This window comes from Paenibacillus sp. sgz302190, from assembly GCF_059820445.1.
Genome location: NZ_JBZYAO010000002.1, coordinates 124,427 through 148,671, shown reverse-complemented (window position 1 = coordinate 148,671; position 24,245 = coordinate 124,427). Strand labels below are relative to the sequence as shown.

Annotated in this window: 15 protein-coding genes and 4 pseudogenes; 9 read left to right on the top strand and 10 right to left on the bottom strand. The window is 45.8% G+C overall.

The features are described from left to right. Window positions 1-23: 23 nt before the first annotated feature. Window positions 24-890, top strand: coding sequence for an SDR family NAD(P)-dependent oxidoreductase (locus AC6RNO_RS04195; RefSeq protein ID WP_497104720.1), 867 nt, complete (start codon window positions 24-26; stop codon window positions 888-890). A gap of 46 nt (window positions 891-936) precedes the next feature. Here AC6RNO_RS04195 and AC6RNO_RS04190 read toward each other — a convergent pair whose 3' ends face one another. Continuing rightward, window positions 937-1,581 carry a response regulator transcription factor gene (locus tag AC6RNO_RS04190; RefSeq protein ID WP_488435096.1) on the bottom strand — a complete coding sequence of 215 codons (645 nt, stop codon included), beginning with the start codon at window positions 1,579-1,581 and terminating at the stop codon, window positions 937-939. A 13-nt stretch (window positions 1,582-1,594) separates the two neighbouring features. Then, window positions 1,595-3,766: an ATP-binding protein gene (locus tag AC6RNO_RS04185; protein ID WP_497104719.1), complete on the bottom strand. Its 2,172-nt coding sequence runs from the start codon at window positions 3,764-3,766 to the stop codon at window positions 1,595-1,597. A 226-nt stretch (window positions 3,767-3,992) separates the two neighbouring features. Between AC6RNO_RS04185 and AC6RNO_RS04180 the strand changes: the two genes are divergently transcribed. After that, complete coding sequence (locus AC6RNO_RS04180) at window positions 3,993-4,553, top strand: hypothetical protein (protein WP_497104718.1); 561 nt, start codon at window positions 3,993-3,995, stop codon at window positions 4,551-4,553. 126 nt (window positions 4,554-4,679) lie between these two features. Here the strand turns inward: AC6RNO_RS04180 and AC6RNO_RS04175 are convergent, their stop codons facing one another. Together AC6RNO_RS04175 and AC6RNO_RS04170 are read right to left on the bottom strand one after the other, a co-directional pair. Beyond that, window positions 4,680-5,978, bottom strand: coding sequence for an MFS transporter (locus AC6RNO_RS04175; protein WP_497104717.1), 1,299 nt, complete (start codon window positions 5,976-5,978; stop codon window positions 4,680-4,682). After that, complete coding sequence (locus AC6RNO_RS04170; protein ID WP_474682396.1) at window positions 5,959-6,645, bottom strand: ArsR/SmtB family transcription factor; 687 nt, start codon at window positions 6,643-6,645, stop codon at window positions 5,959-5,961. The genes AC6RNO_RS04175 and AC6RNO_RS04170 overlap by 20 nt, the downstream gene beginning before the upstream one ends. Window positions 6,646-6,933: 288 nt before the next feature. On the opposite strand from AC6RNO_RS04170, the gene AC6RNO_RS04165 reads away from it, so the two are divergent. Both AC6RNO_RS04165 and nrdD read left to right on the top strand, forming a co-directional pair. Beyond that, window positions 6,934-7,611: a 4Fe-4S cluster-binding domain-containing protein gene (locus tag AC6RNO_RS04165; RefSeq protein WP_497104716.1), complete on the top strand. Its 678-nt coding sequence runs from the start codon at window positions 6,934-6,936 to the stop codon at window positions 7,609-7,611. A 14-nt stretch (window positions 7,612-7,625) separates the two neighbouring features. Then, complete coding sequence (nrdD, locus tag AC6RNO_RS04160) at window positions 7,626-9,560, top strand: anaerobic ribonucleoside-triphosphate reductase (protein WP_497104715.1); 1,935 nt, start codon at window positions 7,626-7,628, stop codon at window positions 9,558-9,560. 416 nt (window positions 9,561-9,976) lie between these two features. Here nrdD and AC6RNO_RS04155 read toward each other — a convergent pair. Further along, a pseudogene (locus AC6RNO_RS04155) lies at window positions 9,977-10,147 on the bottom strand (YciI family protein); the annotation flags it as partial. A 421-nt stretch (window positions 10,148-10,568) separates the two neighbouring features. Here AC6RNO_RS04155 and AC6RNO_RS04150 point away from each other — a divergent pair. Next, the gene (locus AC6RNO_RS04150) at window positions 10,569-10,808 is read left to right on the top strand and encodes a hypothetical protein (protein ID WP_474682393.1); all 240 of its coding nucleotides are present in this window, start codon (window positions 10,569-10,571) and stop codon (window positions 10,806-10,808) included. 75 nt (window positions 10,809-10,883) lie between these two features. Further along, window positions 10,884-12,303, top strand: a pseudogene (locus AC6RNO_RS04145) (MDR family MFS transporter). Between the two features lie 113 nt (window positions 12,304-12,416). Here AC6RNO_RS04145 and AC6RNO_RS04140 read toward each other — a convergent pair. Continuing rightward, on the bottom strand, window positions 12,417-14,960 hold the full coding sequence (locus tag AC6RNO_RS04140; protein ID WP_497104714.1) for a winged helix-turn-helix domain-containing protein: 2,544 nt from the start codon (window positions 14,958-14,960) through the stop codon (window positions 12,417-12,419). 238 nt (window positions 14,961-15,198) lie between these two features. Here AC6RNO_RS04140 and AC6RNO_RS04135 point away from each other — a divergent pair, with 238 nt between their 5' ends. Both AC6RNO_RS04135 and AC6RNO_RS04130 read left to right on the top strand, forming a co-directional pair. Beyond that, window positions 15,199-15,588: a hypothetical protein gene (locus tag AC6RNO_RS04135; protein ID WP_474682390.1), complete on the top strand. Its 390-nt coding sequence runs from the start codon at window positions 15,199-15,201 to the stop codon at window positions 15,586-15,588. Between the two features lie 70 nt (window positions 15,589-15,658). Further along, a pseudogene (locus AC6RNO_RS04130) lies at window positions 15,659-15,874 on the top strand (zinc-binding alcohol dehydrogenase family protein); the annotation flags it as partial. Window positions 15,875-16,269: 395 nt separating this feature from the next. Here AC6RNO_RS04130 and AC6RNO_RS04125 read toward each other — a convergent pair. From AC6RNO_RS04125 to AC6RNO_RS04115, 3 genes are all read right to left on the bottom strand, one after another. Then, window positions 16,270-16,611, bottom strand: coding sequence for a helix-turn-helix domain-containing protein (locus AC6RNO_RS04125; RefSeq protein WP_497104713.1), 342 nt, complete (start codon window positions 16,609-16,611; stop codon window positions 16,270-16,272). 1,087 nt (window positions 16,612-17,698) lie between these two features. After that, the gene (locus AC6RNO_RS04120; RefSeq protein WP_497104712.1) at window positions 17,699-19,378 is read right to left on the bottom strand and encodes an AIPR family protein; all 1,680 of its coding nucleotides are present in this window, start codon (window positions 19,376-19,378) and stop codon (window positions 17,699-17,701) included. 352 nt (window positions 19,379-19,730) lie between these two features. Next, window positions 19,731-21,110, bottom strand: a complete 1,380-nt coding sequence (locus AC6RNO_RS04115) for an aminotransferase class I/II-fold pyridoxal phosphate-dependent enzyme (RefSeq protein ID WP_497104711.1) — start codon at window positions 21,108-21,110, stop codon at window positions 19,731-19,733. A 177-nt stretch (window positions 21,111-21,287) separates the two neighbouring features. Between AC6RNO_RS04115 and AC6RNO_RS04110 the strand changes: the two are divergent. Further along, a pseudogene (locus tag AC6RNO_RS04110) lies at window positions 21,288-22,153 on the top strand (DMT family transporter). Window positions 22,154-22,313: 160 nt separating this feature from the next. Here AC6RNO_RS04110 and AC6RNO_RS04105 read toward each other — a convergent pair. Continuing rightward, on the bottom strand, window positions 22,314-24,146 hold the full coding sequence (locus tag AC6RNO_RS04105; protein ID WP_497104710.1) for a stalk domain-containing protein: 1,833 nt from the start codon (window positions 24,144-24,146) through the stop codon (window positions 22,314-22,316). Between the last annotated feature and the right edge of the window lie 99 nt (window positions 24,147-24,245).

The window sequence follows — 24,245 nt, the reverse complement described above, 5'->3', positions numbered from 1 at the left end:
CCAACTTCAGGAGGAGACGTGCAATGACCACGAACCAACGCGAAAATATCGCACTGATTACGGGTGCAAGCGCCGGGATCGGGTTGGAATTAACCCGGAAATTACTGTCGGAGGACTGGCAGGTGGTCGCTTTGAACCGTTCAGACTTTCCGGCGGACGATATGAAAATCCAAAAAGCCGTCAAGAGCGGATGGGTTCGTATTTATAAAATAGCGGATCTCGCCGATTATTCCGGCTTGAGACGGACTTTGGAAGAGATCAAAGGTAAAGAGCAGCGGATCGATATTTTGTTCAACAACGCCGGTGGGAGCTTTCACGAGCTGAGCTATTCGAAGCAAGGGCGCGAGAGCCATTATGAGCTAATGACGGTCATTCCGTATATCATTCTGATGGAATTGAAGGAACTCCTAACAAACGGCCGCTTAAAAACGGTGATCAATACCTCATCTTCAGCGCTTAAATTTACGAAAGAGTTTAACATTGAAATCCTGGAGCGCCCCAAAACCTTCCGCAAGTTGATTGGTCCTTACGCCACCTCAAAGCTGGCGCTTTCGTTGTGGACTCAGGCCATCGCACCGCAGCTCGCCAAGGACGGCATCAAGATCCGCAGCGTTGACCCCGGCGGCAACAATACGCTAAGAAAAGGGAAAAAATCCGGGCTGCCAATTTTGGTTAAACCGCTTATGAAGCTGTTTTTCCCTCCGCCTACCCATGGCGCCAACCAGCTGTATGAGGGTGCTCTCGGGGAACACCGTGATGAGACCGGCGTTTTTTTGCTGAAAGGTCAGGTTGCAGATTTAAAATTTAAAGATCAAGCGCGGAACGTTTTGGAGAGGATTCATGCGATTTACAAACACGAATTTCTTGGTGACACCTCCCATCCGTCTTAAACGAATGAAGAGGTGTACGAAGTAGGGCCGCAAGGTCGAATTCAGTTTAATCCTCTCGGGACTTCTGAACCAAACGTTTCGCAGCATTGCGGTCCGTGACCTGAAGCTTATTTAAAATGTTCGACACATAGTTGGCCACCGTTTTATTGCTAATGTGCAGCCGGGCTGCGATCTGGGCATTGGTGTCGCCTTCCGCGACCCGCTCCAAAATTTCAATCTCACGTTTGGTGAGCTCCGCAAAGGTTGGATCATCCGCAGGTACGGTTTGGGCCTGAGAGAAGTAGCGCATCATCCGACCGGCGATATCCGAGCTGAACACAGCTCCGCCGCTGCCTACCATCCGTATGGATTGCAGCAGCTCATCCTCATCGGCGTCTTTCAGCATGTAGCCTTTGGCTCCGTACCGCATAGCGGTAAATACCGATTGATCATCTCTAAACATCGTCAAAATCAAAACCTCGATTGCCGGATGCCTTTCCTTGATCAGACGCGTCGCCTCAATACCGTTTATGCCGGGCATGCGAATATCCATAAGCACAAGGTCGGGCTGCAGCTGCGCAGCAAGTTCGAGTGCCTCTTCCCCGGATGCCGCCTCCCCGACGATTTCCAGATCGTCCGTGGTGCGCAGCAAATTCCGTACTCCGCTGCGAAATAACGGATGGTCTTCTGCAATGATAATTCTCAGTTTCATTCCCCTCCTCGTATCAAATCGGCAGCACGGCCAGCACGCGTGTACCGCCGCTCTCTATCCGTTCTATCAAGCAATTTCCGCCGAGCTCCGCGGCCCGCTCCCTCATGGAAACGAGCCCGATGCCTCCCTTGCCGGAAAACCGCTGCGCGTGAGACGGCTGCAGACCCTTGCCGTTATCCGTCACCTCCACCACCAATTGCTGCGCTGCCGACACATGCAGTTTGACAGTGCAAAGGGTCGCCTGACTATGCTTGAGCACATTGACCAAAGACTCCGTGACAATGCGGTAGGCAGCAACCTCCACCGCTGCCGGCAATTCCGGCAGCGGCGGCGGCTCGATCAGGCGGATATGGATCGGCATGGTGCCCTCTTCGTCGGCAAGCAGCTTTGCCGGCTTATTCAACTCGCTGATCCTCTCTTGGATCGCGCTGATCAAACCGAGCTCGTCCAGGGAAGGCGGGCGCAAGTCATGCACGAGCGTTCGAATTTCTTCCACCGTCGCGCGGATAACCTTCCGGAGATCGGCCAGCATCTCGATCGCAATCTCAGGCTGCTTGACCACATATTTCTCCGCCGTAGCAACATTTAACGCCAGCGCCGCAAGCCGGGGAGCGAGATCGTCGTGCAAATTTTTGCGGATTTGCCGACGCTCCTCCTCCCGCGCCAGCACCAGTGTTCCCCTGGATTCCTGCAAATCCTCGGCCAAAAGCTTCATCCCCAGCGTCATATTCACAATTTCGACGATTGGCCCTGCCTGATGCACCAGCACATCCAGAAACTTGTTATCTTCCGATGAAAAGGCTTCACCCGGAGAGCGCCTGGACAAGATGAACGTACCCAACTGCTTCCCGCGGTGAATGATAGGAAAAGGCAGCACCTCGTGGGTCGGCTCTCCGACCGCGGCGACGAGCGTATCCTGTCCTCCCACTCCGATCGTAATACCCGCATACGGCAAGCGCAGCGACTCCTTTACGGTAGCAGCAAGAGCCTCCAGCATCGCTTCCGGCGCAAGCGGTCTGACCAGTTGGCTTCCCAGTTCCAGCAAAACGGCATAAGGGTCGTCGTGCCGTCCTTTCATCATCAGGTTAACGAGCCTTTGCAGTTTTTCCTTCAGCGGTGCGAAGGCGACCGCCACCACCGCCGTAGCCGCCAAGGAGACGAACAAGTTATCCCTGGTCTCGAATAACTGGCTTAAATAAAAGACTGAGAAAATATAGATCGCGGCGACACAAAGGGATAATGCCCCATATACCAGCGTGCGGTTAACCAGCGGGTCGATGTCCCACAGCCGATGCCTGAGCACAGCCAAAGTCAGCGTAAACGGGATCGCTAGCAAGCTTAGATTAAGAAACGCGTTAAGATACACGTAGGTTAAGGCGCTTCCATCATTCAGGCGCGGATTAAACAAAATGCTCATCCCGACAAATCCGATCATGCCGATAGCGAGTCCATACACGACCCATTTGGTTTGCTGGCGCTGCGCCGGCGAGGATACTTTGCGAAACCGGTATATTTGCGAATAGATCAAAATCAGCGTTGAGGAAGTGTACCACAATAGCTCAAGGTAAGCGGAAATGTTGAATTCTCTCCAAATGCTGCCGTGGTTAATAAAGCTGCCTACACCAACAACCGTTATGACGATAAAAACCGCTACGGTCCATCTGGGCACGAACGAACCGTTCGGAAAGAGCAGGAATAGCAGCGATAATCCGATCCAACCGAAAGTGGCCACAAGTGTAAACCACCACTCCTGCAGGACGATGCCCTGAAAAGCGACCGAGGTAAGCGAAGGGAACGAGGTACCGAACGAGACCATGGCCCAAGCGGCCAGAACCGCCATCGGCTCGCGATAACCCTTCCAAAAAATGAGCAGCGCAGCGCCATAATAAACAAGGGTAAAAATAACGTCAATGCATACGAAGATGACGGCGTACGTCTCCAGGCTCATGTGAGTGGCTCCCTCGTTACCGAGAGGCATGGCCGGAACCCAGGCGCCGCAGCCGTTCATCATACATGTCGAAACAAGCCATTGGTAATATTTTGGTATGCCCGTCGTATACAGCACGACAGTTATCAGGCAAAATACGGCCACCAGAAGCTGCAAACAAAGCAGGATCCATTTTGTTGGCAGCCGGTTTGCCGGTTCATCCATCGGATCGGCGATCCGTGCCGGTGTTTGCGGCATAAGTCCCCTCCGCTTTTAACTAAAATCTACCTCTATTATAACGATCCTCCTGCGGCTTGAATATGCGAAATGCGCAATTTCCCGGCCAACTTCCCGGATTTCCCGAAAATGTCCCGTTCCGGTTTCCCTGAACATTGTGACGGCTCTCTCTGTTTCCCGTGCTGTTCCGCGGCTTATAATTAAGCGCATCGACGTTTTGATCAATGAAACAGGAGGCTGTATGGATATGAGTGAAAAACAAGTGATTCGATGGTTGGGCATGATTTGTTTACTGGCGGGAATCGTACGTATGGGGATGACGCCAAGCTCTCTGATCTGGGGGACGGATAGCGCGCCGGAACTGATCTTCGGATTCGTTGCCTGTATTTTGATGTCCGTCGGCACGATAGCCACGTACATGGTACAATCGAGAGAAACCGGTGTCATTGGATTTATTACCATACTTTCCATCATTATCGGCAATATCGTGACATCCTGCCTGGTCTGGTCTTCCATGGAGTCCGTCAAGCCGGAAATGAATCAAGACGGAATCATTTTCGCCGTTTCCCGTTCATTTGCTCTTTTCGGTTTTACAGGAGGCACGCTGGTGTTTACGTTTTTAACGTACAGGGCGAATGTGTTTCCCCGCTGGATCGCGGTACTGCTAGTACTGATGCTGGTCTCGATGGTACTGCCTGTCGAAGACAACAAATATTTTGCTTTCTTCTGGGGGCTAACGTATGTTGGGATGGGTTACGTCATTTGGACAGGCAAATTGAATTCGACGAAAGGGTACGCGGTTCGTTGATCCGGAAGGATAACATGTTCTTAGCCCTGACAGGAACGTTTAATTAAAAAAGGAGCAGCCTGCCGCGGCAAACTGCTCCTTATTTCGTTAAACTCTCGTATACGTTAAGTTTAGTAACTTTCTCCGTTAATTCATCGAGATTCTGTCTGACGCAGCTAATTTTTGTTTTTTTCGGGACCATATCACTACTGGAATTAGTAAAAGTGCGAGTCCACCACCGGAAAGCGAAAGCGTTGCGAAACTGGAATGTGCTGCAACCATACCGGATAATGCTCCCCCCAAAGCCCCTGCCAGCGCTATTAACACATCAATTGTTCCTTGAGTTTTTGCACGAGTTGCCGGATCAGTTGCATCTACTATAAGTGCGGTTCCACTGATCAAGCCCAAGTTCCAGCCGAGCCCCAACAAACCAAGAGCAATAATAAGGACCAACATAGAATCAACAGGCGCTAGAGCCGCAACAATGCCGGCAGCTAGCAGAACCCCACCCGATGCTATTGACATCGCTGCGCGACCGATCTTATCGACAAGAATGCCTGTAATGAGGGAAGGGAAATACATTGCGCCAATATGGATGCCTATTACTAATCCTACATCCCCTAAACTATGTCCGTGGTGCTTCATGTGTATAGGCGTCATTGTCATAATTGCGATCATAACGATTTGAGTTAAGATCATTACTGTTGCCCCGACAATTAAGCTTCTGTTGTTTTTTTTATGTGTATTCGTTTGTGCTGCTGTTGACTGACTCAATTCCGATTGTGCTCTAAATATTGCCTGTGCTACAACGAAGGGGTCCGGACGGAGGAAAATAATAAATACTGCTCCGGCTAGAATGTATGCTCCAGCAGCTAAAATAAATGGACCTGCAAGGGCCGGGACACCGATTGACGTTGCAAAATGGCCCGTTACATCAACCATGTTTGGGCCTGCAACCGCACCAAACGTAGTCGAAACCATTGCTGTGCTAATTGCTTTTGCTCGTTGGTTAGGCTTAGCCAAGTCTGTACCGGCATATCGTGCCTGCAAGTTTGTTGCAGTCCCTGCACCGTATATAAATAGAGAAGCGAACAAAAGAATAACACTGTTATTTACTGCGGCAAAGATTACCCCTATTGCCCCAATACCACCTGCCAAAAATCCGGCGGCAAGCCCCCACCGGCGCCCGTGAAGTTGTGAAAAACGGCCCACAAGAAAGGCTGCCAGAGCCGAGCCAAGAGTGAACAAGGCGGCAGGTACACCTGTTAAACTTTCCGTTCCCAACATGTCCTGGGCAAGAAGCGCGCCTACGGTTACCCCGGCAGCAAGGCCTGCGCCGCCAAATATTTGCGATATGACTACTATCAGTAAGGAGCGCTTAAATAATTGTTGCTGCATATCTGGAGAATCGACGTAATCTCGAATATTATGGGGTCCATGCTTCATCGCCTAGAACCACCTTTCTCTCTACATAACGCTTCCATTCGTGCACCCCTTCTTCTAAATGGGAGGCTTGTATGCCTTTGCTTTTCAAAATTTCAACTGCTTGTAAAGACATTAGACAATAAGGGCCACGGCAATACGCTACAATTTCTTTATCGATCGGTAAAGACGCCAGATGGTTCTCTAGTTCATCGATAGGCATAGATATAGCACCTGGAATATGGCCCATAGCATATTCATCCTCTGGCCGCACATCTAATAACAAAACTTCCCCTTTTTCCATCCGTTCCATAAGCTCTTCCAGAACAATTGGTTCCATGCTTGCATGATGTTGCAAAATTTCAGTTTTTAGCCGTTGTATTTCTATTAATTGCTTTTCGCTAAGCCGGTGCAAAGACACCATGAAGTCAGCGACAGACAGCCCCGCGATTTCATAAATTACAAAATTGCCTTTTTTGTTGAACCGAACCAACCTTGATTCATGCAGCGTTTGCAGGTGCTGCGATACATTTGCAACACTCATTCCGGTAATCTTCGCGAGTTGATCCACAGATTTAGGACCTTGGGCAAGTAAGTCAATCAGCTCCAACCGTTTTGGACTGGATAGGCATTTTCCAATACGAGCAAATTCCTGATATAGTTGATCTTTCCATTTTCGTTCTAAGTTCACAATCAAATCACCTCAACAATTCAATTGTTCTATTGAACTGTTATCATAATAAAGTAATGCCTTTGCAGTGTCAAGGTATATCATTAAACACCAGCTGATTCCTTACAAATTCCGTCAGGCCCTAACTTCGTTTAACAACTTCTCTCCCTTCTGAAGATGCTTTGAAGCAATTTTGTTTACCCTCTTACAAGTGACCTTCATCACATTTTAATACTATATATTGTGGTACGATTAAAATATATCAGTATATATAGTATTTCATTGTATATTTTTCGAAAGGAGTTAGCTATGCTGGTCTTCTACCCCAAGTTCATTCGCACCTTCGACGACTTGCCCGGACATCTTGCGTTACTGGTTCATGCCTGGAACGGTTGCAACATGCGCTGTTATGGGTGTCACAATTTTGATGAATTGATTGCAAAGAAACCGATAGGGCATTTAAGCAGTGATCAAGTCATTGACCGGATCCGAAAAAGTCATACAATGTTCGATGCATTATTGTTTAGCGGGGGCGAGTTTTTAATGAACGAACTCGACGAAATAATCAATTTCCTTGAACGGGCGCGCTCGAACTTCAATGGAAAGGTGGTGATATTTACAAATGGAACCTACCCCCACAAGTTACAACAATTGTTTGCTAGAAAACTCATCGATGGCGCACATGTCGACATGAAACTACCTTATCATTGTATGGATCCAGTGGTCGATCACGAGGTCTACAAAGCCATTCTAGGCGTCATTCCGTCGAAGCAATTTTGCGATAATATGTTGGAATCAGTAGAAACCGTTATTTGTCATAATAGCAAAGTAAGCCAGATTAGAACTGTACAATATCCCTTGTTAAGTGAAGGGTATTTTGATCAAATCCGAATTTATGTTGATCTGTTGAAAACGAAATATAACAGTAACGTTCCTTATTTTCTTAATCCATACCTTTCCCCTTATCAGACCATACAAACAAATTAAATGGAGGCGCTCCCATGTTCCGTCACACAGAAGACATTATCCATACGTTTACATCAAACTCAGAATCTAAGCAATCGGATTATTTAAAACGAGAAAATAGTAATTTTGTTTACTCGCTCCCGTTGCTTAGACACAATCTGACTAACTTTGCAGAAGAAGAATATCTTTTGCAGCGCATTTTGCCGGCCAAGCTAACCAAATTATATGAAGAAGGTGTTATTTACATACATGACAAACAGCTAAGTCCCTATTGTTTGAGCGTATCTTGCAAGGACATAGCTTTGAATGGAATTCCAACGTTGGCCAAAAATATGATGGCCTCGAAACCGACCCGCAAGCTGGAAACATTGCTTCGCCATTTTAGCAATATCATCGTACTTATGTCCCAACAAGTATCCGGTGCCGTTATGCTGTCACAAATGACCACTATTTCTGCGTCTTATTTGTATGTTGAGGAATTGTATCATGGGCGGCGCTTCACAGATGACGATCTCAAACAGTTGTTCCAAAGCCTTATCTGGGAATTGAATATGCCCCTGCGAGGCGGTTCCCAATCAGCCTTTACGAACATTACGCTTGAATTTGGAAAGCCGTCGGAAGAAATTAAAGAAGATTTCGTCGTGATCGGCGGCACAGCATTCGACATTCGTTATCAGGATATTCCGTCGGAATATTTTGACCGAATCAATAGAGCAATTATTGAAGTTATGAAACAAGGAACCGGAACCGGTCTGCCCTTTACGTTTCCATTGATCACAGTACCGATTGACGATTATTTCAATTACGATAATCCACTGTTTCTTGAGATGCTGGATAGCATGTATCAATGGGGCGGCGTATATTTCGAGAATTTCCGAACTACCCCATTTATGGATAAGCATTACCGTCTGCTTAATCCCTACCTGAAACCGCGTGATCCGGAGGCTAGTCGCAGCTTATGTTGCCGGCTGCAAATCGATTTGACCGTTCTATCTAAGGTAGGCAGCGGTATCTTTGGAAGTTCAACCGGCTCAACGGGTGCCGTGCAGGTTTTAAATTTGAACATGAACCGAGTATTGCTGGAATTCGGTCACGATGAAAATCTTATGTTTGCCCGCATAGAGGAGCTTTTGAACATTATGCAAGAAGGCCATATGGCAAAACGGAGTTGGATCGAACAAAACAAAGAGTTATATCCTACTTTTTTTGCGCTGAACAGGGATTTGGCGAATTACTTTAACGTATTTGGCGTTGCAGGCATGCACGAAGGATTGATTAACATTGGATATGCCGGTGGAATGAACAACGAAAGTGGAAAAGATCTGGCGCACCGAATTATGCAATTTATGACGGATAAAATCAATAGCTTTATCGTTAGAGATCGAGTCGCCTGCGGAATCGAATATGCTCCGGGGGAAAATGCAGCTATTAATCTTGCCAGACAAGATATGAAGTGGGCTAAAGAAAATCATCGTGATATTTTTGTACAAGGTGTTGGAGAAGACATCTATCTTACATCTGGTTGCATGCTCCCTTTCAGTGAAGATGATTTTCTCCGACAAGTTGAAAATAGCGCTGAATTTCAAAGTTACGCTACCTCAGGGAGTATTTTGCACCACTTCCTTGAAAGCAAACTCGAACCCAAACGTTTGGCTGCATATATCAAAAAAATATTCGACAAACCGATCCAATACATTACCTTAACTCCGACATTGACAAGTTGTCTTAGCTGCGGTCAACAAATTGTTGCAGAAGACGGTAAGAACATCGTTGAATGCCCCGTGTGCTGTAGCGACGATATCGCCACTTTTAGCCGAGTTATCGGTTACGTTAAAATGATCGCTCGTAAAAAATTACAAGTTGACAAAAATGGTTATTACAATGGGGAGCACAACTTTTGGAGTAATGCGCGCCGATTTGATTGGAACACTCGAAAACGACTCGCTAAAGAAAGTGACATTTCGATCTAGTAGGCCGTAAAAATACTCGGCGGCTGTGTTCTCAAAACCCATTTTACGATAAGTCTCATTGCTTCTTTTCCGTATCCTTGCCCTTTGATCTTAATGGTAATGCGTTTAATGCAAAGGGCATGATTCGGATCTAAAATGCCTGTCAAAATAATATATCCGAGTTTTTCGGAGATCCAGTATAGTAGACTGAATAACCATTTTTGATTGCTCCTTCCTGCACGACAATCTTTTCACAAGGTCTTCAATTTGATATTGTTATTGAATTATCCTGCCCTTAATCGCCGCGGCGTTTAACCGCCAACTTTTTGCCTGTTCTACTGACCATCACCGCTGAAACTCGTGCCAGTTCTCCTTGAATTATGGAACAATTTCAAAAACGGTGCCTTGGTTAAAATCAGCCACTTTCATAGAGCCATAAACCCTATCCGAATGCCACTGGAGCTTGGCTGCAGCCCATCTGCGGCAAGTAGCACCCCAGCCTTTGCCAATTCCTCGTTATACCTCAGCATGGCATCAAGCAGTTCCTGTCTGGGCATTACGCCCGCTTCCGAATCCGTTGTCGCTTTCACGATCATCATAAACCTCATGTTTAATCTCCTCCAAATTTTTAGTGGCCCTATTTTTCGTTCGATTCAAACCGCTTTGGCAGACCCGTATTTAAACAACGAATGAATGCGAGACAATTCGACACATCTAACGGAATTTATTTATATTAGATTATTTCTTTTCGGATTGATTTACCTTGTAGAGTTGACCGGCACGTTATCATAATCCCCAAATCCCATCTCGTCAAGAGAAAATGTGCGAATGAGCGACATAGCGGGGGATCCCCCCTTATGCTTTCGAAATAGGAATGAATTTCCGAGTATGAAGAACGATATCGCTTTTTCCAATTCATCCGGTTTCATGTAAAATTTTCCTCAGGCCGAAGGGAGATAAGGGATATGCACACAAAGGACAGAGCGCAATGAATTCAAGGTCATTACTAAAGACAGAAGGAGAAGCTGTATGCACAGAGTGGACAAAATCAGATTTATGCTCCTTTACGACGAAGTGCCTGAAGCACAATGTTACGGGTACATGGAGTTGAGTCAAGATGGCAATATGATCGCGCTCTACAATAGGTATGGTGAGGAAATAGACATGAATGGCGGACATGAATTTGTCAGGATACGGACGCTTGGCAAATTCGATGACGAAGACCGCGATCATTTTTATTCCTTGTTAGAAAGTGATGGTGTAGGATAATCTGCACGACAGGCTGGCAATTCGATATCAAGGCACTACGAAAACTCGGCTTAGTGAACAATCGGGAGGTAACAGATGGACAAAGGAGTTCAAAAGGTAAGAGCAATAAAAACAGGGGCGATGTTAACCGCTCTACTCATCGGTACATTTGTCGCGTTTCTTAACGAAAATTTACTTACCAATGCGTTTCCTGGATTGATGAGGGAATTTAACGTTGCTGCTTCGACCATACAATGGTTATCGACGGGTTATATGCTCGTGATCGGCGTACTGGTACCGGTGACCGCGTTACTGCAGCAATGGTTTACGACTCGCCAGATGTTTATGTCTGCGATGGCGCTATTTTTGACCGGTACCTGCTTGTGTGCAGTATCCCCGGGATTCGGAATCTTGCTGATGGGCAGGGTTGTTCAAGCTTGCGGGACAGGTTTATTGATCCCGTTGATGATGAATACGATTCTCGCCCTTTATCCTCCAGAACGCCGGGGTGCCGCCATGGGTCTCATGGGACTGGTCATCATGGTCGCCCCTGTCATCGGGCCGGCTTTGTCAGGTTTGATTATCGATACCTTTCACTGGCGATGGCTGTTCTATATGGTGATTCCTGTCGCACTGTTTTCGATTATTTATGCATTCATATACTTGAAGAATGTGACTGAACTGACCAAACCAAGGGTCGATCTTTTATCCATTGTGATGTCAACCATCGGTTTCGGCTGCGTAACCTACGGCTTCAGCCAAACAAATGTCTGGGCCCAGCCTGAGGGTTACGGGTCAATTGCCATAGGCAGCCTCTTCTTGATCTTGCTTGTATGGCGGCAGCTCACGATCAAAGAGCCGTTGATCGATCTTTCCGTATTCCGGCATCCCACGTATTCTCTTGTTGCGGTATTGGTTGCAATCCTGATGATGGTCCTATTCGCCACAACGATATTGCTACCGATCTATATGCAGGATGTGATGCAGTTGACAGCATTCGCGACAGGTTTACTTCTGATGCCAGGTTGCATTTTGAACGGGATGATGATGCCGGTGTCGGGGAAATTATTAGATAAATTCGGGCCGAGATTCGTAATTGTGCCCGGATTATTCTTGATCGCCATATCATTGTGGCTGTTTGCCGGCATCGACAGTGATACGACACAAGGCTCCGTTCTGTTCAATCATGTCCTTTTATTCTTAGGCATGTCGTTCGTCGTCATGCCGGCTCAGACGACAGGATTGAATCAACTTCCACGTCACCTGGTCCCCCATGGCACAGCCATATACAATACGCTCCAAGGTTGCAGGGGGAATTGGCATCGCATTATTCGTCGGCATCATGTCGTCCGGAGCCAATCGTTATCTTCACCATTCGCTCGATCCCACTGCGATGCATGAGAAGACACAGAGCATGGTTTCCGGTTTACAAACGGTTTTTTGGATTGAATTTATTTTTGCAATACTTATTTTGGTGCTGGGTTGGTTTATAAAAAAGTCACCTGATCATGATTGATTCATTACGAGGCATAGATTGAATCATAAGTTTACAACTGTGCAAGAAGCAAGGGGCTGTCTCATAAGGGTCGGCCTTTTATTTCGTTGTACCTTAGAACCGCTGTCTCAATCCTAATGCCGATGCTGCTTGACTCGTTGAATCGCTTGCGCCCGATTATGTACCCCTAACTTGCGATAAACGTTCTTCATATGGAACTTTACCGTGTCCAGCGTTACATTCATTTGAGCGGCTATCTCCTTATAAATCAATCCCTCTGCGAGCAAGACAAGCACCTTCTCTTCCTTCCCGGTCAAAGCCTCATTCGACAAAGACTTATTAGACTGACCGCTGCCTGCAGCTTCAAGAAGCAGATGGATATATTTCAAGGGCACCAATGGCATCGCAGCTTCTTGCTGTTCGTTCAGAAGCTCGGCCAGCATCTCGACCATCAGCGGACCTTCATCTAGGAAGCTGCGAATATAGCCCACCGGTTCCGAGAGCCTTAAGGCGTTCTTCAAGGGAGCAAATGCCTCTTGGGGATGATCGGATTGCCGAAGCACCATACTCTGCACGATCTTCAGCTTAATCCGGCTTCGCAGACGATTTTCCTTGTCAGCCAAACGTTCCAACTGCTCGAGCAATTGCAGTGCGTCCTCAATTCTGCTGTTCGCCGCGAGAACTCTTACCAGAACCAGGTACTCTTCGAAATGGCGGGGCGGAACCTCACCTAAATGTGACATCCCGCTTTGCTCCAACCAATCGTATGCCTTCTGACGCTGCTCTTGACTCAGGAACAGTTGAGCTTGCTCCGCCTTGACTCTCTTCTGAACGACTTGCCGATCGGGCGAATCGACGTTTGAGCCGAGCTGGCTAAGCCATTCGATCGCATGACTTTCTCTCCCCAGAGCATTTTGCAGCCAGGATGAAGCAAGACCAAGATGAATCCAAATCCATACGTTGGTCCGCAGGTCCTCTCGACTCATCGCTTGTCCGAGATACAACTCCGCCTCTTCCAACCGATTCCACTCATACAGAAGTAAGCAATAAGACAAATAAAGGTATCCGACGAATGGATAGTTTTTTTTCTTCTCCCACGTCTTCACCCACTTCAGCAGAAATTGTTCCACCTCATGAAGGTTGTTGTTTAACGAGAGAAGATTCATAAATCCTTCGTGCCCTTGATACCGTCTGCTTGAAGACTTCTGAAAGCCGCTGCCTTCCGGCAAATATTGATCCAACAGCTCGAAATATTTCGAAGTCAGCGACAAGTTCTGCTGCAAATAGGAGAAGATCCCGCATAAGTAATAGAGATTGCCCATTAATTGATTCCATTCAGGCTCAGGGATGAACGCCCTCATGGCTTCGAATCGCTTCTCCGCTTGCTCGGCCCTGCGCAACCCTCGATCCCATTCTCCATCCATCAATAATTTGGAGATATAGTACAATTCGAACGTCGGCTTGTGTTCGTAGCTGCTCTCAGGCAGGGAAGTAATCCATCTCAAGAGCACATTGCCCTTCAATTGCATGAGATCCGGCATGATGCGGTCGATGAGCCGGACGGCATCCTCTGCCTGCTGCGCTTTGATATAATGCTCCACGGCCTCTTCATAGAGCCCCTCATTCTCATGCCAAGCCGCGGCCCGATGATGGGATCGTCTCCACAGCTCCGGATGTTCTCTAGCGCTCAGTTGCTGCAAGAACTCGGACAGCAGATGGTGATACCGGAACCAATTGCGCTGATCGTCCAGCGGAATAATGAACAAATTCAGCTGCTCCAACCGTTCCAATTGGCCCTGGCTGTCGGCTTGTCCCGTTACCGCTGCGCACAGCTCCCCGTTCAGGCTGCTCAGAATGGAGGTTGCCAGCAGGAATTCCCGCAAGGAGTCCGATAAATGCGCAAAAACCTCTTCCAACAAAAAATCGGAGATTTGACGCTGGCGGCCGTTGAACTGGCGAATCGTATCGGCAATATTGCCGCTTCGTTTCAGTGAGATGGCCGCAAGCTGCAGTCCGCTCACCCAGCCTTCCGTCTGTTCGAACAACGCGACTATTTGCTTCTCCGTTAACGATAAGTCTGTCGTCTCTCGGAAGAAAACAAACCCCTCTTCCAGTTCGAATCGCATATCTTCGATTCGAATGACATTGATCTCCCCTTTGGCAAGCAGTCTGGCCGTAGGAAAGGGTAATTCGGTACGACTTGCTATATAGAGATGGACATGCGGAGGTAGATGATCGAGCATATATCGTATCGATTCGTTTACAGGCGCATTCTCAATGACATGGTAGTCGTCCAGAATAAGAACGAAATCACCGCTAATCGAGCTTAGCTCATTCAAGAACGCCGAAATGGCGGAATCAATGGAACCCGCCGACTCTTGCTCGAGTAAAAATTCAATCGCTTCCCCGAACCGCGGCAGCCTTTCTCGTATGGATGCCAAAACACAGCTCCAGAACGCGCTCCAATCGTTATCGTACTTATCTAGCGAGATCCAGGCAACCGGAGAGCGGCATTGCCTCGCCCATTCGCTTAACGCTGTCGTTTTGCCGTAGCCAGCTTGGGCGGATAGCAAAGTCAGCTTGGCCTCCATTCCTTCCTCCAGCTTGCGCATCAGTCGTGGTCGGGACACCAATGATTTTCGCGTAGGGGGAATAAGCAGGTTTGTACTTTTAATCATGATCAAGGCCTCCGCAAGCTGAATTAAACAAATACTATATTCGTTAATATTTCGATTTGTTGGGACATTTTTCCTCCATGCGGCTCAAAGGATACCTACCCGATTTTTAGCTTCGATCCACCCTAGCGGGTAGTTCAATTCGATTCCACATTGCTTTAAAATAAAGAGCAAGTCAGCAGGATCCACCTCTTGGATTTTTCGTTAATATTTGCAAGATTTAATTATTGGAGGGATATTTATGAAACTGTTTATTGTTATCAACCAGACCAAGTATCGATTCAATTTCAGTAACACTGAATGTGAAGCCGATGCCCAAGTAATCCAAGCCTATGGATCAACTATCCTGCCTAGCGTTAATTTTACGCACGGACAGCACAACGAAGGATGCGACATTCCGGAATGCAGCAGTTCAGGTTATTACGATGACCACCACATGACATTCAAGCGAGACGATAATTCATATATTACTTTTTGGCATAACGATGATACGAATGAGTTCAATTACTCCACAGACGGAGTCTTTGACACAGCTCCAGTCATTCCAGGTGACGCTACGAACTCCGGTTCCAAGAAGGCGATCTATATAATGAACGACGGAACGCTTCAAATCACAGATATTCATAAGTAAGTAAACAGAGGCGGGACGTTCCGCCTCTGTTTTCTTTGTGTTTCGTAAGTGTGGCCCAATACGTTGGTTTGATGAACGAATTGTAGCAAACATGCCAAGAAGTTTGGAATTCGCCGCCGCATTACAGCTCACTTCAATAACTGTATGGGAGGGCCTATTTGATCGTTTAAGAATTAGCCTAACGCAAATGAAAACAAAAGGCATACTTATTATCGGTGCAGCTGGAGGAGTAAGATCGATTGCCATTCAACTTGCCAAATTTGCAGGTTTGACTGTCATCAGTACTGTGTGTATAGACAAGAATAAGGCCCCTTGCCAATACGGGGCCTTTTTGTTATACAACTGTATGGTGCGGGCGAGACGAAATCACCCGAAATTTGCTGTTACTTGTGAACGGATACGACTCAGCTTAACGGGGCTATCGGCGAAAAATGCGAAATGAGCTTGCCGCGGCAGCTCTATTAATACTCAATACAGAATATTTTCAATGCTTCAAGCTTAAAACGTTTCATATCATTACAGCCAGGCTTGCCATGGAGCTACTACAGTCAAAATTCCTTGCGAACTTGCTTTCCATGCTTGTCCATTGAATGTAACAAGTCGGGGATTGTAACGATTGATCAAGAGTAGAAGTCCATGCTCAAAGCCATAATCCGGTTTCGGCTGTCTTAGGTTTCACTCTCAATTCAACTGATCATCCAGTATTGCATCGATGACTTTCAATATCCTCTTTTGCTCGCTTAAACTTCTGCTTCGGAGCCTATTCACAATTTCTGAGAGCGTAGACTCCCTTTCTTCTCCACTCACTGGCTGGACATAACTAAAGAACTCAACCATCGAAAGGTCAAGCGCATCCGTAATTTTAGCCAGCACCTCGACGGAACATACTTTTTCGGCACGCTCCAGCTTGCCAATGTAAGTTTCGTGTACCTCAGCCTTATTTGCAAGTTCCTCTTGGCTTAGTCCACGTAATTTTCGAAAGTGCCGAATGCCTTCTCCCACCATTTTCATCAAATCACTCACAGAAATCACCCTAAGCAAACCATAGACCAGCTATTCGGTTACTCCAAGAGACTATAGTGCTCATTTCAATAAAATATACCCCAAAGGGATTTATTTTGTTATAATAAGATTGACTCATTTATCCAAAATGACCAATAAGCTAACGTACTACGCCTCACCTTTACAATAAGTTGTAGTATGTCCAGTAACACCTTCGACAACCCGGAACTAAGAAAGGACGCTATATGGAACTACACATACATATCCGTTTAACAAATCCTCGCCTTTCGAACTGGGTGCATGAGATCAGGCCGATTTAGAAAAGCCAAAATTTCTGTAAATAGCCCATGAAGATTGAGCATTTCAAATGAAGTTTGATCCTATTTGTTTCACTAATAGTATTGATAGACAAATTCATAATCACATAAAGTACTATGAAACATTCCATCAACCCAAATATAGTTTCAAAAAGAAAGGAATGAGTCCCATTAGAGTACTCTGCATATTCCCTGACGACTCAACGACGGATATCTACATTTCTGAAATTGGAGAATTTCTTCGTCTTACAAAATTAGTAAATGGAATAACAATGGAAGGAATCACTTACGGTGTGGTCCATACAGAGCTAATTGTAGAAAAAGAATACTTCTACGTTTCTTTGCTATTGAAGCATCAGCATGCACCATAAACTAGCCAGTTGTGCCTCACCCAAGCCGATGGACTTGTAATACTCCCTGGTCACGTCCTCTATGTGCTTTAACCTTCAGGTGTTGATCCTCTGGAATGAATTCAAGCAAACACGAGATAAGTGCTTTTTCAACACGCTGATGGGAGCGAGGGAGGAAATGAATGAGTGAGAATATGCTACATAACGCCGCAAAGGAGAACGCCATAATGGCTGTTCTCCTTAAGTTTATACCAAGGATAAACATGCGGCTGTGATGGAGCGAATGGAGCAGGTAGAACGGGAATATTATGAATCGATTGGACTCGGTGGGGTATATGAGAAAGCATTTGGGAGCCAGTATCATTGATTAGTAACATCTTGGAGATAATCTACAAAATACGGCAAGTTAAGAGGCCCTTAGTTCAGGGCCTTTTATAGTGGTTAGGGTATTGTATTTACAATATCAGTACACTTTGTCCTATTTTTAAACAATACAGCCATTGTGTCCTGAGGGTACTTGTCGCCAATAACATCTTTTACTTCATGATAGTATTTATGAGTGTAATCAAATATAAGTTCCTTAGTTATAACATTAAAGTTAAAACTAACTTCCTTTAATCTGTTGCTATCTAGTTCCTTAAATACAAGCATTGAAATAATTCTATTCCCATGAACCGCAACACCATAATCCCTTCCTGACTTAGGAACTCCAGCCAAAATAGTCGAAAGTGCATCATCTACAAGTCTTTGTGCCTGCACACAGCGCCAAGTATAATGACCTGTAGTAGATCGATTAAATATTTGCTTATAGTACCCTTTTTCAATGTCATCCCATAACTTACTAATTTTACTTTTAAGTTGCACTACTGTATTCACACTGCCAGAAGAGCATGCTAAGGCAGTAGTGCTTTCATTTAAATCAAAAGAGTTTGCACTCTTCTCCAAAACTTCAGATCTTAATATATGATAGGTTATTCCATCAATTGCAAGTTCTGTCTTTATCCTATTCTGCTCTGGATCCAAAGAAACAAAATCTCGACTATCAATTTTATTTTGCTTGTTGTTACTTTTTGTAATCTGCTCACCAAAATCATCTTCCGATTCACCTATAGCAATTACTCTGATTGGAATATAAACTTGGTCCAATTTTTCTTTAGTCTTCTCGCCATATTTACCAATAGTACCCACTGTTTGTGCTCCATTAACAATACTGATATCCTCACAAACAAATTGACCGACATCTCTATCCGCTCCACCAAGCATGGTCTTTTCCGCTTTCTTACAAACCATAGTTACCCCATTGTTGAAATACCAGAATTTATCTGGTTCTTTCTCAATAGTTCTGCGTATTTCTTCGTTGACATCTGTGTCTCCTAATATGCCCCTTATATTTTTATTGAACAACCTAGATCTGTAATCCTCCCACCATTTTGCCACTTCCAAACCATTAACTTGCCCGTAGTACGCTAATCTTGGCTCTTGCACTCTCCCCCAAGATTTAATACTTATAGTTAAATCTATTGGTTCGCCAGAAAGTCCAACAGCTAGCGACGAATGAAGAGCTTTTTGGTGCAGCACATTAAGATATACTAATTCACTTGTGTCATTAATTTCATCTAAAAAATCATATAGTGTTCTACGCGAATGTTCAGACAGATCATTGGAACCTGTGTAGCAGAGAATCAATTGATAAGTTGTTTTTGAGTCACATACTGCTTTCGTAATAACTTCTTCAATTTTCCTAACTTTTTCGTTAAATCTGTCAAAAGAAAGATCAAATAAATCCTTTACTCCATCCACAAACTTCTTAACATCACCAGATTCAGGCTCACCTCTACCATTATGTATCCATTTCGATTGGACAAGATACAAAACCTTGTTTCTCTCATCGTAATAAACAGCATCTATTCCATTATCTTCTGAACCATCTGTAATAGTTCTTGCCGCTAAGGAGGACTCAATTTGTGCACAGTGTTGGAGAGAATATGCTGCGAGTGATCTAGTGAGGAGATAATTTTGTTTTTGTTCTTCTGGAGCAGCCGTGACATCACTAAGATCAATGATACCCCCATAAAGTTCTAATACTTTGCTCTTAATTTGATTAACATGAAGCATGCTCATCCTATTAATTTCCCCTTATGTTTTGTTGGTATATTTGTTACATAAGTTATTCGATAAAAAACTTCAATATCCTCCAAAACTTGCCATTGGCTATGATAAGGTTCAGCTTAATAGGTCTATCGGCTAAAAATCCGTCGCGGCATGTTACCGCCAACTTTCTTTGTGCTGTTTCATTAAGCCTTATAATATGCACGAAGACCACCGAATTAGTCATTAATCAGCAGCCTAGTTGTAGATGGTTCAACTATCGTCCCACCGTTAGCGCAACGCGGCTGCCGATCAATATCGACAGCCGCATTAATATTACTAATAGCAGTCATGAACCAACTACAGTAAAACAAGGATTTAGTTTTCATAACCGAAAGAATGGCTTAGGGGAACTGCTTCTTGTATATTGGGCACGTTCCAATTCCTCTGCAATGACGCGGATGCCCTCCTCAATGTCTTGCTCATCAGTCCTAATGATGCTGAGACGCAGCAAGTTAAGCTTGGGGAAAGATGAAAGGAACTGCCTATCGGTTGCCAATACATCCACGCCACGATTTTCCAATCGCTTGATCAAATCTTCTGTATCAATAAAATCCGGAAGGTGAATGGAAGCGAAGACTCCGCCGCTAGATTGAATGGTATATAGGCACTCTTTGGGCAATAATCGCTGCGAAAATTCCCTTAGATGTTTCATGCGATGATTGTACAAGGATTTCATTTCCTTCGCATGATGAGCATACATTCCGGACTTTATAAAAATTTCAAGCACCCCTTGTGAAAGCACTGAAGTGCTCAAATCCGCCGCATGTTTATGCAATTGGAGTAAAGGAATCAAAGAATCCGGTACTGCCGCCGCGGCCAGTCTTAATCCGGGCAGCATCACTTTGGAAAAACTTCGGAGATAGATGACATGACTGGCTCCATTATAGGCGCGAATCGGATCTGCTTTGCTGTTTGTTTCCATATCAGCAAGATAATCATCCTCAACGATGTACACGTCATAGGCTTTAGCGAGTTCTGCCAATCGCTGCTTGTCTTCCTGCGTGTAAGAAGTGCCTAACGGATTATGGAAGCGCGGGATTGTATAAAAAAACTTAATCATATTACTTTGAAAATGACGCTCCAAATTTACCCAATCTATCCCGCTAGAAGTTCTTTCGATGCCGATTACAGTTTGTTTTTGTGTCTTAAGCGCAGACAGCATTCCCCAGTAGGTGGGTTGTTCGACCAGAATGTTCGTTTTTCCGTTTGGAAAAGGCATCCCGGCCAGAAGATGAAGAGCCTGCTGAGCGCCTGAAAATATAAACACTTGCTCTACCGAAGGGAAGACCTGTTGCTGCTGAAAAAGCTTTACGATCTCCTGGCGAACAGAAAGTAAACCCTCTGGTTCAGGATAGGCGAATATAGACGTCTCAAATAATTCCATCGCTTTGTTCAAGCATTGACGAAAATCGTTTTGTGGTATCGACGTCGGATCGGGAGCAGCTGATGCAAAATCGATACGTTTTGTTTGTAACAAGGGAAGAAGGGCGTCTTTGGCTACGACAAAATAACCACTTTTCGGACGTGAATAAATGAGGTGTTGATGTTCAAGTTCCTGATAAACACCAATTATTGTGTTAATACTGCAACCAAATCTTTTGCTCTGCATACGAATTGAAGGAAGCTTCTGACCCGGGTTGAGAAGTCCATTGATTATGTCCGAACGGATGATTTGCTGAATGGATTCCTTTTTATTTTCCATAAACATGCCTCCAAAATAATCTAGCCACATCTGTACCCTTACAGATGAACGAATAATTAATATACATAGAATTTTGTATCTATTATAATACAAAAAAACATACAGATGTATGTTTAATAACTATTTTCGCACCATGACAAGCTTCAGGTATCGGATGGATCTTTTGAGGTGATTGTAATGAACAAAACAACAAGCGGCTGGATTAATGGTTTTCTGGGAGTGCTCATCTTCAGTGGCTCGCTGCCTGCAACACGGTTGGCTGTGATGGATTTTGATCCGTTGCTCCTCACCGTGTGCCGTGCAGCGATTGCCGGGGTGTTAGCAGGAGCACTGCTCCTCATCTTCAGGCAACAACGGCCTCTCCGAAGTGAAATTGTTCCGCTAATGTTAGTAGCACTCTGCGTAGTAGTGGGGTTCCCGCTGCTGACAGCTTTAGCGCTTCAATATGTCACATCTGCGCATTCCATTATCTACATTGGGCTTCTGCCGCTTTCAACAGCGATCTTCGGTGTATTGCGGGGCGGCGAACGCCCGCGATCAATCTTTTGGATTTTATCAGTTCTAGGCAGTTCCTTCGTAGTAGGATTCGCCTTAACACAAGGGGCTACATCTTCACCTGTCGGTGATGCGTTAATGCTGGCTTCTATTATCGTTTGCGGTTACGGTTATGCGGAAGGGGCAATCCTCTCACGGAGACTAGGGGGTGGCAGGTGATCTCTTGGGCGCTCGTATTATCGCTTCCCGTTATGTTGCTGCTCTCGTTTATTTACATGCCGGTTTCGTGGGAGGGTATCAGTGGTCCCGCACTTTGGAGCTTTGCTTATGTCTCCTTGTTCAGCATGTTCATCGGCTTCGTATTCTGGTATCGCGGACTCGCCCAAGGAGGTATAGCAGCGGTCGGGCAGTTACAACTCCTCCAGCCTTTCTTTGGCCTTTTACTTTCAGCTCTCGTTCTGCATGAGTCAATTGGTTGGCCTATCTTTATTGTAAATACTGGTGTCGTACTGTGCGTGGCGATTGCACGGCGATTTGCATCAAAATAGTAGTTATAACGGCTAAAAATGTGAAAGGAGCTTGCCGTGGCAGCTCCTTCCTGGTCATAGAAAACCCTTTATTCAGTTAACGTTCTCCGATATCTAGTTCGCTAGCTTGTTTCGCAAAACGCTCTCTATTTTGAGATAGATTGCGTCGCATATTCTGCGACTATTTCCCCGTTTGATTGTCGAGTTTGGCATCAAATTGGTTTAGAAATATGGATGGCGCACCAAGCGGATTATGAAAATCGAATTCAAGGGACTGAACAAAATTGCCTTTACCTGTAATCCGTAACAACATAGGCATTGGAACATGGCCATCCGGCTTCCAGATAGCAGATATTTTGTATCGGCCGAGCGGTATTTTATCCACACCGTGACCACCTGTTGGGAGTGCGTCTGCACGTGTCGTTATCATTTTGCCGACACTTCCGTCAAATGATGGTCCAACAGGCGTAAGCGTAACTTCCAAGTCTTCCATTTTGAATTGTGGCAAATTGTCGTCAAACGACCAAAAATCGGGATTGACTTCAATGTGCCCTACGACGTCTTTCAAGGTAAAATTGCGAATAGCCCCTGAACTTCCGGCAAATGGCTGGTCGACGTCCGATCTTAAATAAAATCTTTGTTCCTTGCCGTTATATTCGCGCGAGAAAGATGTAGACATTATCCAAGTCGTAGGGAGCTGCGCCAATTCGATCCGATAAAACCCATTCCCATCAGTCACAGCTTGCAAGTTGCTATCAGAAAACAATTGGTTATCTGCATTAATTGTAACCCCAGGTATTGGATTGCCTTGCGCGTTACGTAAAAAGCCTTTAACCACATAAGGCTCAGCTTCCCCTGCGGATGGTACGGGGGTCGGTTCAGGTTCCGGTATCGGAGTCGGTGTTGGAGCCGGGGACGGTTCCCCCGATTGCGGATCGGTTGTGCCTGGGGCGGCGTCCTCGATCTGAATGGTCCACACACTGCCGCTGCTGGAGAAGGCCACGTGATATCCGCTGCTCTCCGATACGAAGCGTAAAGGTACCATTGTGCGACCGCCAATGATCTGTGCGGGTACGTCTAGAGTAACCCCTTTTCCATTTACAATTGCATTTGTACTATCGATCGTCAATTCAATGGAATGCCCATTCTTTGTTCCGATCGCTTTGCGGACAGTTCCTTCTTCCACCCATTTTACCGAAAAGCCTAAGGTTTCAAACAACTGACGGAACGGGACAAGCGTTCGACCGTCTATCACAGTCGGCTGCGCCTCGTCAAAATGGAGTTCGTTCCCTTTGAAGAATACATGGATCGCAATATCTTTTGATCCATCCGAAGGTGCAGGGACCGGCGTCTGAACAGGGCCAGGCACTGGCGTCGGCGTTGGGTTAGGCGCGGGTGACGATGTTGGACTTGGTAGAGGAGCTGGCGTCCCTTCCGACGTCGTCGGTTTCTTATATTTGATTGGCTTGGAAGCAACCGTACCTTGCGGTGTTTCGATTTCTAACACGTAGGATTGCGTTTCCTTGATCGTACCGTTGTCGCTCGCGTACAGGTCGAAAGTGAGGTCGCCCTCAAACTCCCCGACAGGTTCTTTTACATCCTTCCGGAAGCCTGGATTCACAACCATACTTTCATGGGTGGTGCCGCTTCCCGTTGTTACCGTCTTTTCCTGTACGATGCCCAGCAGCCAGCCGGTGGTCACACGATTTGTTCTCCATACACCCTGATAATTATCCTTGCCATAGTCATCGGTGGAACGCAGCACCACGGCATTAATCGTTGTTTTCTTATTGAGGCTAAGCAACAGCCTGAAATGGCCATCCTTTTTTCCCTCCGGCGTGAAATCCGCGGGACCGACTACGTCAGAAGCCGTATCCAGCAGACTGAATTCCTTAATCTTTACGCCTTCAGGCGGCGTTTCTCCGAAGGCGCCCGCAATCCCAGTGAACGCGAGACAGCCTGCCAGAAGAAGTGATATTCCCGTAATTTGTTTTCCTTTACCGAATCTCATCATTTTATATCTCCTTTTTCAAAAATGCTTCGCACAGATTATCCCTTCGGCTTCGCCTCCGGTTTTGGGCCAACCGCCAGTTGTGCTTTTATTGCGGACTTT

Excerpts from the sequence above, each read along its gene's own strand:
- AC6RNO_RS04195 (WP_497104720.1), top strand. The coding sequence starts at position 24 with ATGACCACGAACCAACGCGAAAATATCGCACTGATTACGGGTGCAAGC.
- AC6RNO_RS04135 (WP_474682390.1), top strand. The coding sequence starts at position 15,199 with ATGAAACTGTTTATTGTTATCAACCAGACCAAGTATCGATTCAATTTC.
- AC6RNO_RS04105 (WP_497104710.1), bottom strand. The coding sequence starts at position 24,146 with ATGATGAGATTCGGTAAAGGAAAACAAATTACGGGAATATCACTTCTT.
- AC6RNO_RS04165 (WP_497104716.1), top strand. The coding sequence starts at position 6,934 with ATGCTGGTCTTCTACCCCAAGTTCATTCGCACCTTCGACGACTTGCCC.
- AC6RNO_RS04140 (WP_497104714.1), bottom strand. The coding sequence starts at position 14,960 with ATGATTAAAAGTACAAACCTGCTTATTCCCCCTACGCGAAAATCATTG.
- AC6RNO_RS04190 (WP_488435096.1), bottom strand. The coding sequence starts at position 1,581 with ATGAAACTGAGAATTATCATTGCAGAAGACCATCCGTTATTTCGCAGC.
- AC6RNO_RS04120 (WP_497104712.1), bottom strand. The coding sequence starts at position 19,378 with ATGAGCATGCTTCATGTTAATCAAATTAAGAGCAAAGTATTAGAACTT.
- AC6RNO_RS04115 (WP_497104711.1), bottom strand. The coding sequence starts at position 21,110 with ATGGAAAATAAAAAGGAATCCATTCAGCAAATCATCCGTTCGGACATA.
- AC6RNO_RS04185 (WP_497104719.1), bottom strand. The coding sequence starts at position 3,766 with ATGCCGCAAACACCGGCACGGATCGCCGATCCGATGGATGAACCGGCA.
- nrdD (WP_497104715.1), top strand. The coding sequence starts at position 7,626 with ATGTTCCGTCACACAGAAGACATTATCCATACGTTTACATCAAACTCA.
- AC6RNO_RS04175 (WP_497104717.1), bottom strand. The coding sequence starts at position 5,978 with ATGAAGCATGGACCCCATAATATTCGAGATTACGTCGATTCTCCAGAT.
- AC6RNO_RS04150 (WP_474682393.1), top strand. The coding sequence starts at position 10,569 with ATGCACAGAGTGGACAAAATCAGATTTATGCTCCTTTACGACGAAGTG.
- AC6RNO_RS04180 (WP_497104718.1), top strand. The coding sequence starts at position 3,993 with ATGAGTGAAAAACAAGTGATTCGATGGTTGGGCATGATTTGTTTACTG.